The following is a 12,156-nucleotide window of genomic DNA, read 5'->3' as shown; positions in this document are numbered from 1 at the left end:
TTTACGCTGTATAACTGCGGTTCATAATGATTTGGATCACAGTGATGAAATCGTGAGAAATGTTATTTTCAGGATGTTCCCATTGAAAAGAACATTCCGTAAAGGAGGCATCGTTACACTTGGGAAGGGGAGGCGGCGCGCCGGTTGCCGACTTGCGCCGCAGCCACGTCTTGTGCCCCAGGCATAAGCCCGAAATGAAATTTATGAAAATGGAACGATGACGATTGATTATGAAGTGGAGGGGAAAAGGATGGATGTTCGAAAGCTACAATTGCCGTTGCAGACGGTAAGTCTTATTCTCGGTTTTGCGGTTTGGGTGATTCTGTCTTCGCTCATGCCTTTCATCAAGTCGGACATCCCGATGACTCCGGGCCAGCTGTCCTGGGTAACGGCCGTGCCGGTAATTTTGGGGTCGGTCCTGCGCATTCCGATCGGTTTCTGGACGAATAAATACGGCGCGAGAAAGCTGTTCGCCATCAGCTTTGTTCTGCTGCTGTTTCCCGTCTATTATGTAAGCCAGGCAACGACGTTCGTCGATCTGCTGATCGGCGGTTTCTTCCTCGGCATCGGCGGCGCCGTATTTTCGGTCGGCGTTACCTCGCTGCCGAAATATTATCCGAAGGAAAAGCACGGTTCTGTGAACGGGCTTTACGGCATCGGCAACCTCGGGACGGCGGTATCGGCATTCGGCGCTCCCGTTATCGCAGGCTCGATCGGATGGTCTGCCACCGTCCAGCTGTATATGATTTTGCTAGCCGTGTTTGTCCTCCTTCATGTTTTTCTCGGTGACCGCAAGGAGCCGAAGGTCGTGACCCCGGTGCGGGAGCAGATGAAGGAAATTTACCGCAATCCGCGGTTATGGGCGATCAGCCTGTTTTATTTTATCACCTTCGGCTGCTTCGTCGCATTCACCATCTATTTGCCGAATTTTCTCGTCAGCCACTTTCAATTGGCCAAGGCGGACGCGGGCTTCCGAACGGCTATGTTTATCGCGATCGCGACGGCGGCACGGCCGATCGGCGGATGGCTGGGCGACAAGTTCAATTCTTTCATCATTCTGATGTTCGTATTCGGTGGGCTGACCTTATCCGGCATCTTGCTGTCCTTCTCGCCGGACATTCAGCTTTATACCGTCGGTTGTCTGCTGATCGCGGTTTGCGCAGGGACGGGAAATGGCACGATCTTCAAGCTGGTGCCCCTCTATTTCCTGAAGCAGGCCGGGCTTGTGAACGGAATCGTTTCCGCCATGGGCGGCCTTGGGGGATTTTTCCCGCCTCTGATTCTCGCTTCGTTATTAAGCTTGACGGGCCACTATGCAATCGGATTCATGGCCTTGTCCGAGTTTGCTTTAGTCAGTCTTGTCCTTGTGTTCTGGATGTATTATCAAGACCGGCTTCGTTTGGCAACGGAAATTATTGAAAATACGGCGGAAGCCATTGTTATCACAGATTTGAAGGGCACGATCCGGCAGGTGAATCCGGCGTTCACCAAAGTGACCGGCTATACGCAGGAGGAAATCGTCGGGGAAAATCCGCGCATATTAAAATCAGGAAAACAGCCATCGGATTTTTATGCCGCGATGTGGAAAACGATCAAAGAGAAGGGCTTCTGGCAGGGCGAGATATGGAACCGGAGGAAAAACGGCGACGAGTACCTTCAATGGTTGACGATCAGCGCGATCAAAAACGACGCCGGCGAAGTAAAGCATTACGCGGGGATGTTCAGTGACATTTCAGAGCTAAGAAGTAAATAAAAAAGAAGCTGAGAAAGCTTCGGACCTATGCAAGTCTGCGGTCTTTCTCAGCTTTCTTCTCATTCCCTACTTATACAGGATATCGTCTTTTAACTCGGCTACATGTGACAAGGCTTGCTCGATTTCCGGCTCGCTGACGCCGAAATGCGCAAGTGAATCGTGCAGATGCTTAACGATGGCATTAAAGTGAGCCGGCTGCAGGTTCATGCCTTCATGAGCTTTGGCCATGGATTTTCCCGAGTATTGGTTGGGCCCTCCTAACGCAAAACTGATAAATTTGGTCTGGTGGCGCCGTTGTTTTTCCATATCGGTGTTCTTAAAAAACTCGTTCACCGTATCATCTGCCAATACAAGTTTATAAAAATAATCGACGACTTTGGAAATGGCCTGTTCTCCGCCAACTTTTTCGTAAAGGCTATTTGTTGTTTCCATAGGAAACCTCCTGAGTCACAATATGTCAACAAATAGGATGCTTCGGATCAATAAAAATATTCTTGCTTTCTCTCCAGATGGCAAATGAGAAGGAGGGATCTTATTGAAGCCCCTTATAAAAGAAAGGGATTACAACGAAAATCCATTCATCGTCATATGGGAAGTCACCCGGGCCTGCGCTTTGAAATGTCTGCACTGCCGAGCGGAGGCACAGTATAGAGCGGACCCCGGACAGCTATCTTTCGAAGAGGGGAAGCAACTCATCGACGAAATCGCCAAAATGGATAACCCGCTATTCGTCTTTACCGGCGGAGATCCGTTAATGCGTCCCGATCTGTTCGAGCTTGCCCGCTATGCGATCGAAGAGCGAGGTCTTCCCGTCTCCATGACGCCGAGCGCCACGCCGAAGGTGACACGCGAAGCCGTCCGGAAGGCGAAGGAAGTCGGGCTGTCGCGGTGGGCGTTCAGTCTCGACGGCTCCTGTGCGGAGATTCATGACCATTTTCGCGGAACAAAAGGATCATACGATCTGACTATGAGAGGGATCGAATACTTAAAGGAACTGCAAATCCCGGTTCAGGTGAATACGACCGTATCCCAATATAATCTTCATGATCTGGAAGCGATCGCGGACAAGGTCAAGGAGATGGAAGCCGTGCTTTGGAGCGTATTTTTCCTTGTGCCCACCGGACGCGGGATGGTGAAAGATATCATCACCCCGGAGCAGCACGAAGAAGTGATGAAGTGGTTGTGTCACATCCAGCAAAAGATGCCGTATGGTGTAAAAGCAACGGAAGCGCCGCATTACCGGCGGGTTCTCCTGCAGGAGAAGCAGCGTTTAGGCGAGCAGGCTGCGGCCATGAGAACGAAACGCCCGGATCTTCTCGGACGCGCGCCTAAAGGGGTAAATGACGGAGACGGGTTTGTATTTATCAGCCATACCGGGGATGTATATCCTAGCGGATTTTTGCCTGTCGTATGTGGGAATGTCCGGGAGCGGCCGCTAACGGAAATTTATCGCAGCTCTCCGGTCCTGATCGCATTACGCGACAAATCGCGGTTAAAGGGCAAGTGCGGGGTTTGTGAATTCAAGGCATTGTGTGGAGGCTCGCGGGCGAGAGCCTATGCCGTTACCGGCGATTATCTGGAAAGCGATCCCTACTGCGCTTATGTACCGAAAGCCTTGGCAGCGGAGTCAAAGATGTTTTTTCAACAAAATTCGCTTCCTGGATCGAACTTGTGATTATCATCACAGTCAATGGGGAGAGGCCGATGCTTTAATGAAAGTGACCAAAAATGAATTATGGAGGTCATAACATGGACCGGGCGTTTGCATCTAAATTTGCTAAGAATTACTTCTTTACGGTTGTTTGTCTCATCATTTTGATGTATATCGGCTCCCGTTTTTTTACTCATATTGACTTGGCTTTATACGGGTATATGGTCGGTACGGTCGTTTTTATCGGCGGTTTTTTCTACCGGTTTATCGCCTGGGCCGAGCGACCGCCGACGAAGGTCATCATGAAGAAAGGCCTTCGGCTGCTGTTTCGCAGAAGCACTCCACAAACAACCGTTGAGCATTTGGCCACCTACAAGTTTATATGGAACCGCGGGGTCTACCGCTGGACACAGCACATTTTGCTGGGGTGGGGCTGTATCCTCTCTTGCCTGGTTACGTTTCCGCTCGTATTCGGTTGGATGTACTTTACGATGGAGGATAACAGAACCTACACGGTCGTGGGCTTCGGCCTTGACATCATGCGGGTCCAAGCGGACGGCTGGATTGCCTTCATGTTTTACAATGCACTGAACATTACAGCTTTCATGGTCATCGCCGGCGTGTGTATGGCGCTGTACCGGCGCATCAAAAACATGCAGGCAAGAGCGGAGCAAACGTTCGTATACGATTTTCTCCCCTTGTATCTGCTCCTGTTTATCAGCATTACGGGATTGATGCTCACGGGGGTGAATATTTTCTTGCACGGCTGGGGCCATCCGGTCATTACGCTGATTCATCAATGGTCCGTCATACTTACGTTAATTTACCTTCCATTCGGTAAACTGGCGCATATTCCGTTCCGGCCGATGAGCGTGCTGGCCCGCAATTACCGGGAGCACTATGGGGAGAAGGAAATGAAAGCCTGCAAGGTGTGCGGCGCCGGATTTGTTTCGGTCGAGCAGTCGAACGATGTCATCCAAGTGTTGAAGCAAAGCGGCGTCGAATTCAAGATGGACGAAGGCTTTCACCTCGCCGAGCTATGCTTGCCTTGTCGACGAAAGTATCGCATGTCGCGGTTTGCGGGTGTCCCAACCCACGAAATCAAGGTCAAGGAGGCGAACCAGAATGCAAAAGGATAAATTTTATCGCGAGATTGAGAATAAGCATCATCCGAAGGAAAAGCTGGTTCCGACCCACTGTTCTTACTGCGGCATGCAGTGCGGCATGAATTTAAGGGTGGATACGGATAGCAACAAGATTATCGGCGTAGAGCCACGGTACGATTTTCCGGTGAATCTCGGTAAAATGTGCCCGAAAGGCGTCACCGCTTACCAGCAAACGAACCATGACGACCGGCTGCTCCGGCCGTTGATCCGGGAAGATGCCTCGAAGAAAGGAACGAAGGAAGGCTTCCGCGAAGCGTCGTGGGACGAAGCCTATGACTTGATTGCGCGGAAGTTCAAGGAATTGCAGAACAACTACGGCAAAGATTCGTTGTCCGTGTTCAGCGGCGTATCCATGACGAATGAGAAATGTTACCTGACCGGCAAATTTGCCCGCGTCGGACTGCAGACGCGCTACATCGATTACAACGGCAGATTCTGCATGTCCAGTGCGGCAGCCGGATTCATGCGCAGCCTTGGGGTGGATCGCGGATCTACGCTGCCATGGACGGATATTCATCAGACGGATTGCTTGTTTATTGCCGGAAGCAATACGGCCGAATGCCATCCGACCTCGATGTTCCGGGTGTGGGAGGTGCAGAATCGCGGTGGGTATCTGATCGTTGCGGACCCGAGGGAAACCCCGATTGCGAGACGGGCCGACGTCCATCTCGATCTCAAGCCCGGCACCGATCTGGCGCTCGCGAACTGCATGGTCAATTTGCTTATCCAGCAAGGCTTTGCGGACGAAGCGTTTATCCGCGAGCATACGAACGGCTTCGAAGAAACGATGGAAGTCGTGAAGGCGTTTACCCCGGAATATACGAGTGAAATTACGGGAGTGGCGCCGGAGAAATTGATCCGGGCTGCGGAAATCTACGGCAAAGCGCCGAACGCCGTCGTCCTGTTCGCACGCGGGATCGAGCAGCAGCATAAAGGAACGGACAACGTATCGGCCTATACGAACATGTGCCTGGTGACCGGCAAAATCGGCCGGCCCAAATCCGGAGTCGCCACGTTTACAGGCCAAGGAAACGGTCAGGGCGGCCGGGAGCACGGACAAAAAGCGGATGCGCTTCCGGGTTACCGCAAAATCACGAACCCGAAGCACGTGCAGGAAGTGTGCAGCGTCTGGGGAATTACGCCGGAAGAAATGCCACAGCCCGGCGTATCAGCTTATGAGATGTTCGAATTGATGACCGAAAAAACGATTCGCGGCTTATATTTGTTATGCTCCAATCCTGCGGTTTCCGCACCGAATCAAAACTTCGTCCGCGCGGCGCTGAAAAGTCTGGATTTCATGGTTTGCTGCGATATGTTCTTATCGGAATCGGCGGAATTTGCCGATGTCGTCCTTCCTTCCGTGACATGGTCGGAGGATGAGGGCACCGTGACCAATCTGGAGGGCCGGATCATCAAGATCAATAAAGCCCAGGAGCCGCTTGGCGAGTCGAAGCCGGATTGGCAGATTCAGGTGGAGCTGGCCGAGCGTCTCGGCCGGGGCCAATATTTCCGTCATCTCACGACAGCAAGCAAAGTTGCAGATGAATTCAGGCTTGCTTCCAAAGGCGGGTATGCGGATTATTACGGAGCGACGTGGGATAAAATCGAGAAGCAAAACGGTGTTTTCTGGCCCTGCCGAGACGAGCAGGATCAAGGAACTCCCTATATGTTTTTGGATAAGAAGTTTTATCATCCGGACGGCAAAGCGAAAATATGTGCGCTTCCTTACCGGCCGCCTGCGGAGGAGCCGTGTGAACAGTATCCGCTCAGGCTGACCACTGGCAGGGTCGTCTATCATTACTTATCCGGGAACCAGACGCGAAGAATTCCCTTTTTGCGGGATATGTGCCCGGAGCCGTTCGTCGAAGTTCACCCGGAAACCGCCAAGCTGTACGGCATCGAGCACGAAGAAATCGTTCGTTTGTATACCCGGCGAGGCGAAGCGTACTTTAAAGTGAAGATCATCGAAGCCATTCGTAAAGATACTGTGTTTGTCCCTTATCATTTTGGACATGAGCAGTCGATTAATCTTCTGACCATTGCTGCGCTGGACCCGATGTCGAAAATGCCGGAATTTAAAGCTTGCGCAGCCCAGATTGAGAAGCTGGCGGATGGGACGAAGGGGGCACTGCTGTGAAAAAACTATTGTATATCGAAATGGACAACTGCATCGGCTGCCGAAGCTGTCTTGCGGCTTGTACACAATGCGGCGGTCACGACGAACGGAACCGCAATTACGTCTATGATGTCAACCCGTTGGTGGATCGGCAGACGATTCCGCTGATGTGCCTGCACTGCGTCAACCCGGCATGCGCCAGAAGCTGTCCGGCGCAAGCTATTCAGATCACGGAAGAAGGAGCGGTGCTGTCCGCTCTCGTCGAGAAATGTATCGGATGTCAGAACTGTACGATTGCGTGCCCTTACGGGATTCCGAAATTTGATGAAGAGCAGAATCTGATGTATAAATGCGATCTATGTTACGACCGTACGAAGGACGGCATCCCGCCGATGTGCGCATCCGTTTGCCCGACCAATACGCTGCAGTGGATTGACGAGAACGAGTTGGCCGAGAAGCGGGAGCAGCACCGACTAGGCAAATGGGTCGCCAGCCGGCAGCCGTTCGAGCCTCTGGAAGGGGAGACCCGTGTGCAGATCAGCCTTCCCGGTATTATCCAAGGAATACAGAAGCTATTCTGAACCGTCCGATAAAGGAAAGCGACTATGATTAGAAAGCGGGTGGACCGCATGGATAAAGAGAAGAACAACAAGGTTCCGTATAACGAAGACAATTATACGCATAACATTCGTAAAAATAATGAGCGAACCCTGGACCGGCGCGGCTTTATGAAGACGATGGTGGGGGCGGCAGGGGTGTTTGCCATTTCCACGCTTCCCTGGGGCGGACTGGCGGCCAAAGAGCTTGCGGGGCTCGGCCAAAAAAGCCATCCCAAAATGAAAATCGCCGATGTTCAAGCGTTGAAAGTAGGGGAGGCGGTCGAGTTTGCTTATCCGGGGGAACACGATTCGGCGTTGCTGATCCGCTTAGGCGAAAATGAATACAAAGCGTATCAAAATGCATGCACTCATCTGAAATGCCCCGTATTTTGGAACGGCGAGGAGAAAAGAATGGTTTGTCCTTGCCATCACGGCTTTTTTGACCCTAAATCGGGCGCTCCGACAGGAGGACCGCCAAGAAGGCCGCTGCCGGAAATTATCGTAGCCGTCGAAGGGCCGACTATTTATGCAACGGGAGTGAAGCGGTATGAAGCGTAGCTATCGGGGCGTCATCCTGCTGAGTATTGTGCTGCTGCTCAATATTATTTTCACGCAGTATACGATCAACAATTATTATTTTGAAAACTATAAGCTTGTTCTTCTGTTTGCTGCGTTAAACGTCGTTCTGTTTCCGATTGCCTTATTTATTTACAAGAAGGAAGTGAAAAATAGATGAAGAAATCTGAATTTTTCATGGATTTATGTTTCATTCGGGAACGTGCGGCGGATGCGTCCGGGCAACCTTTTGAGCAAACCATTGACGATCAGCTGAAAAGCTTGTTTCCGAAGCATGCGAAATGGAGCCTGGAGGAGAAACAGGCAGAAGGTCTGGAATACGTCGTAGCAGAGGTTACGGGGACAGGAGCTTGGGAAAAGGAGGAGGACATGCTCGCCTATCTCGAAGAGCGGGCAGATCCTCATTTCTGGGACTGGCTGCAGGGCTACCGGTTAGAGATCGAAGTGAAGGAACATGCGGAGTGCAGCCATTGCGGCAAAAATAACGTCAAAGCCGGGGGCTTATGATGGAATGGGACATGATGTTATCCAAGTATAAAGGAAGCCGGATCACCGTATGGATTGAAGATCTCTCGGGCGAAGAACAAACGCAGCCCAAGCCGTTCACCCTGTTCAAGACAGCGCTCACGGAAGACCGGGCCTATTTGAAGTTTTATTTCAATGCCGCTCAGTTTCTTTCCGTCCCTTTATTTGACGAATCATTGACCAGGCTGGAGCGCAGCCAAGCAAGAAACTGTTTTGTTTCGCATGATCCTCATGCCAACCTGTGTTATCATATCTACTTTGAAGAACGCGTATAGAAGAAGCGAAGCCATGCGCTATTCGATGATGTCATCGGGTAGCGCATTTTTATAGAACGGTACAAATTGGAGGATAGTATGGAACGTTTACAGCTTTCGAACTGCTTTCGGAGGAGCGCCATTCAGCCTGACGCGGCGCAAAAGATGATTCAGCAGCATATTCGGCCGGGAGACGTCGAGCGCGTGCCATTGGAGGAAGCTTTTGGCAGGAGATTGGCGGCGGATGTATTCGCATCGGACCCCATGCCGCATTTTTGCCGTTCGGGTATGGACGGGTTTGCCATACGGTGGGAATCGACAATCGGCGCATCTTCCGATCAACCGGTTGTTCTGGAAGTCATCGAGAGCATTCCTTGCGGCTCGACGCCGACGAGAGCCATAACGGGGAATATGGCATCGAGGATTATGACGGGAGCTATGGTGCCTGAAGGTGCGAATGCGGTCGTCATGCTTGAGATCGCGGAGTGCTTCGAGCAAGAAGGAAAAACGTTCATTTCGATCAAAAAAGAACAGAAGGAAGGTCAAAACATAACCTTAACCGGATTTGAATTGGCAAAAGGCGACCTTGTCCTGGAAAAGGGGAGGAAAATACATGCAGGCGAGATTGCCCTGCTAGCTGCCTTCGGCGCAGGAACGGTTATCGTATTTAAGCGTCCCAAAGTAGCCATATTCGCAACCGGCTCGGAATTGCTGGGCGTTCATGCGCCGCTTGAGCCCGGGAAAATCAGGAACAGCAATACGCATATGCTGGCAGCACAAGTCCGGGAGGCAGGCGGCACCCCGATCCTTCTAGAAACGATCCCTGACGATGCGGAGCGGGCTATGGAGCGAATCACCGACGCTTTTTCCATAGCGGATTGTGTCATTACGACAGGCGGAGTCTCGGTAGGCGATTACGATATTATGGTCGATATTTTTGATGCGTGGAAGGGGACGACGTTATTTAACAAGGTGATGATGCGTCCGGGCAGCCCTACGACGGTTGGCGTGATGAAAGACAAGTTTCTCTTCGCGCTTTCCGGGAATCCGGGGGCCTGTTTTGTAGGGTTTGAGTTGTTTGTTCGTCCGGTGCTGTGGGGCATGCAAGGGAAGAAGGACGTTCTCCCGCCGGAAGCAACCGCGTTCTTAGGGGAGGATTTTACGAAGGTCAATGCCTATCATCGATTCGTGCGGGCCAAAAGCTATATCGAAGACGGCAAGGTATATGTCAAAATGGCAGGACCCGATCAGTCCAGCGTGATGCTTTCGATCAAGGATTCGGATTGCCTCATGGTCATCCCACCGGGAGGCCGCGGCGTTCTCGCTGGAGAAAAGGTACGCATGATTCAACTCGGAGTTATGGACTAATGTAGGATTTGCAGGAATCTGTCCGTACAGCGCGAATATGAAAATGGAATGGTCGAATGTGCCAATATCTGGTTCAGTTCGGGTTTATAGGAAAGGGGGGAGAGAAGAGGAAATGAGGCTAGTGGCACTATGTCTTTTATTCGCAATACTAGCGGGATGCAATCCGTCCGGCCAGCAAAGCCGGCTCAACGAGCCCGCGAAAGCTTCCGATGCAAATTCGCCTCCGACCGGATCGGCGGGACCTGTTTCTCCTACGATCCCGTCGCAAGCCGTTCCTGCAAGCGGCGGCGCATCGGTCGAGGAAATTGCGGACCAGTCGTTTCAGGTTGAGCTGGAGTCGTGGGGCAAGGTTCGTTTTGTGTCCGCGAAACGCGTGAATGCAGACGGGCGCAAAGAGCTTGTGCTCAGCTTAAAGGATGCCGAAGGTCATACCTTGTATACGTTCCCGCAGCCGAAGCTCGTCGAGTCTTGGAATTTCGAATCCGTCAAAGCGGTATCCTTTAAAGACGTGGATGGAGACGGCAAGAAGGATGTGATCGTACTCGCGGATTACATTACCGGGAAAGGCTCGGGAAGCAGCGCCGCAGTGACCGCCCCGTCCATATTTATTCAAAAAAAGGACAAAAACTTTGTATCGGATGTTGAGATCGATAACCGGCTGAATGCCTCCGGGAAAATCTCGACGGTGAGCGACGTTGTGGCGTTCTTTAAAGCGAAAGCGAAACCAGAGGCTGCCCAGACTGCAACGGATTCCGACAGTAACGCCGCCTTGGAGAAAGTAAACCGGAACCTGTGCTCAAGAGTAGTTGCTTCCAACATGTCCGAGGATGAAATCGTTCGGACTTATGAGGACGAATATGACAAGCACGAGCTGGATCGCTCCGAACGCGGCCAGGATGAAATGTACCGCTATATCGGCGAGTGCTTTCAACAGGAGACGGACAAATTGCTTGCAAACGACAGCAAGCTGAAGACTCAGACGGATGCTATTCATCAAACGGTAAACGAAGCGATTTCAGAGCTGTCCAGTATCGATTATATCCGTAACGGCGGCGGTACCATGTGGATTCACGGTGGTAACAGGACCATTGGACTCTACGGGTACCGCATGAACATTTATGTCAAAATGAAATTAGCCCATCCCAAGTCCGCTGCCCCCAAATATGATGCACTCACCGCAGAGCTGGCTTCCAATTTGGCTAAGTTAAAGGAGCAGGGGGTTAAAGGGTTAGAGGAACTAACCGATGCTCAAGGGGTAAAAGAAGCACAGAAAGGTTTCGATACCGAGTTTCCGAAGCTGAACACCGCCCTGCAAAAGTTCAAGGAGCTAACCTCCGATAAAGACGAGGCGAGCCTCTATCTCCTGGAGTTTCTGACGAAACGAGTTGGCGCTTCGATTGACGAGCAGAGGAGCCTGAGATAACGATAGGCGCCTGTGAATACAAATTGTCGTAATTAACTTACAGACAGAGTGTTGAGGAAGTGGGTTTTCACAAAAATAGAGAAGCAAACGGAAGTGGATACCCCACCCCCTCGTAACCTTTATTATCTCAATTCAACACCTTCTCAACACTCTGGCCGTATTTACAATTGCGGTGTTTTGTGTCAAGAAAGTCAAGAGGATAAACTGCGACTTGACAGGTCCGTAATTCAAGGATATTATAGACACAATAAGTCTTTAATAGAGGTGTTGGCCATGAGATTTTCCAAAGCGACAAATTATGCTCTGCACACGATGCTCGCGCTGATTGAGACTTCACAAGTTAAACCGGTAGGCGTGCAGCAGCTGGCGGAATCCCAAGGCGTTTCACCGACCTATCTTTCCAAAATTTTAACGAGGCTCGTGAAGGCAGGGATGATCGAATCGGTATCCGGAGCTAACGGCGGCTATCGGCTATCCCGCAAAAAAGACGAAATTACGTTTCTGGATATTATCCATGCCATTGAAGGCAACGCCTCCTTATTCGAATGCGATTTTGTCCACGGCGACGAATGTCTGATTCAAGCGGTAATGAAGGAAGCGGAACAGAAGATGGAGTCGCATCTCAAAGAAGCGAAATTGGCGGATATGGCCCGAAAGCAAACTCAAGCCTAAGATGAGCTCCTTCGTTAAAAGGAAAAGCACGGTAAAGTGCATGAACAAGTTTT

The 12,156-nt window shown here is 51.3% G+C and carries 13 protein-coding genes; 12 read left to right on the top strand and 1 reads right to left on the bottom strand.

Features of this window, described 5'->3' with window-relative positions; genetic code table 11:
• Nucleotides 1-250 precede the first annotated feature (250 nt).
• Nucleotides 251-1,753, top strand: coding sequence for a nitrate/nitrite transporter (locus tag QMG93_RS03055; RefSeq protein ID WP_281933417.1), 1,503 nt, complete (start codon nt 251-253; stop codon nt 1,751-1,753).
• A gap of 66 nt (nt 1,754-1,819) precedes the next feature.
• Here the strand turns inward: QMG93_RS03055 and QMG93_RS03050 are convergent, their stop codons facing one another.
• Nucleotides 1,820-2,185 (bottom strand): group I truncated hemoglobin, encoded by a 366-nt coding sequence (locus tag QMG93_RS03050; protein ID WP_063177970.1) that lies wholly within the window; start codon nt 2,183-2,185, stop codon nt 1,820-1,822.
• Nucleotides 2,186-2,288: 103 nt separating this feature from the next.
• Here QMG93_RS03050 and QMG93_RS03045 point away from each other — a divergent pair, with 103 nt between their 5' ends.
• The 11 genes from QMG93_RS03045 to QMG93_RS02995 all read left to right on the top strand — a co-directional run bounded on the left by QMG93_RS03045 (nt 2,289) and on the right by QMG93_RS02995 (nt 12,103).
• Nucleotides 2,289-3,428 carry a TIGR04053 family radical SAM/SPASM domain-containing protein gene (locus tag QMG93_RS03045; RefSeq protein WP_281933416.1) on the top strand — a complete coding sequence of 380 codons (1,140 nt, stop codon included), beginning with the start codon at nt 2,289-2,291 and terminating at the stop codon, nt 3,426-3,428.
• A 74-nt stretch (nt 3,429-3,502) separates the two neighbouring features.
• The gene (locus QMG93_RS03040; RefSeq protein WP_281933415.1) at nt 3,503-4,543 is read left to right on the top strand and encodes a hypothetical protein; all 1,041 of its coding nucleotides are present in this window, start codon (nt 3,503-3,505) and stop codon (nt 4,541-4,543) included.
• Nucleotides 4,530-6,707, top strand: a complete 2,178-nt coding sequence (locus QMG93_RS03035; protein ID WP_281933414.1) for a molybdopterin oxidoreductase family protein — start codon at nt 4,530-4,532, stop codon at nt 6,705-6,707. Before QMG93_RS03040 ends, QMG93_RS03035 begins: the two co-directional genes overlap by 14 nt.
• Nucleotides 6,704-7,267 (top strand): 4Fe-4S dicluster domain-containing protein, encoded by a 564-nt coding sequence (locus QMG93_RS03030; RefSeq protein WP_281933413.1) that lies wholly within the window; start codon nt 6,704-6,706, stop codon nt 7,265-7,267. The genes QMG93_RS03035 and QMG93_RS03030 overlap by 4 nt, the downstream gene beginning before the upstream one ends.
• 24 nt (nt 7,268-7,291) lie before the next feature.
• On the top strand, nt 7,292-7,843 hold the full coding sequence (locus QMG93_RS03025; RefSeq protein ID WP_281933412.1) for a Rieske 2Fe-2S domain-containing protein: 552 nt from the start codon (nt 7,292-7,294) through the stop codon (nt 7,841-7,843).
• On the top strand, nt 7,833-8,021 hold the full coding sequence (locus tag QMG93_RS03020) for a hypothetical protein (protein ID WP_281933411.1): 189 nt from the start codon (nt 7,833-7,835) through the stop codon (nt 8,019-8,021). Before QMG93_RS03025 ends, QMG93_RS03020 begins: the two co-directional genes overlap by 11 nt.
• Nucleotides 8,018-8,368: a hypothetical protein gene (locus tag QMG93_RS03015; protein ID WP_281933410.1), complete on the top strand. Its 351-nt coding sequence runs from the start codon at nt 8,018-8,020 to the stop codon at nt 8,366-8,368. Before QMG93_RS03020 ends, QMG93_RS03015 begins: the two co-directional genes overlap by 4 nt.
• Entirely contained in the window at nt 8,365-8,661 is a 297-nt protein-coding gene (locus tag QMG93_RS03010) for a hypothetical protein (RefSeq protein WP_281933409.1), read from the top strand. Before QMG93_RS03015 ends, QMG93_RS03010 begins: the two co-directional genes overlap by 4 nt.
• Before the next feature lie 78 nt (nt 8,662-8,739).
• Entirely contained in the window at nt 8,740-10,008 is a 1,269-nt protein-coding gene (gene glp, locus QMG93_RS03005) for a gephyrin-like molybdotransferase Glp (protein ID WP_281933408.1), read from the top strand.
• Between the two features lie 112 nt (nt 10,009-10,120).
• Nucleotides 10,121-11,431, top strand: a complete 1,311-nt coding sequence (locus QMG93_RS03000; RefSeq protein WP_281933407.1) for a hypothetical protein — start codon at nt 10,121-10,123, stop codon at nt 11,429-11,431.
• A 273-nt stretch (nt 11,432-11,704) separates the two neighbouring features.
• Complete coding sequence (locus QMG93_RS02995; protein ID WP_281933406.1) at nt 11,705-12,103, top strand: Rrf2 family transcriptional regulator; 399 nt, start codon at nt 11,705-11,707, stop codon at nt 12,101-12,103.
• The last annotated feature ends 53 nt before the right edge of the window (nt 12,104-12,156 follow it).

The sequence above is a fragment of the Paenibacillus tyrphae genome (assembly GCF_027925525.1).
In the GTDB taxonomy this organism is placed as follows: Bacteria; Bacillota; Bacilli; order Paenibacillales; family NBRC-103111; genus Paenibacillus_G; species Paenibacillus_G tyrfis_B.
Note: the sequence above shows the minus strand (reverse complement) of the source record. Positions and strands in the feature narration are given on the sequence as shown.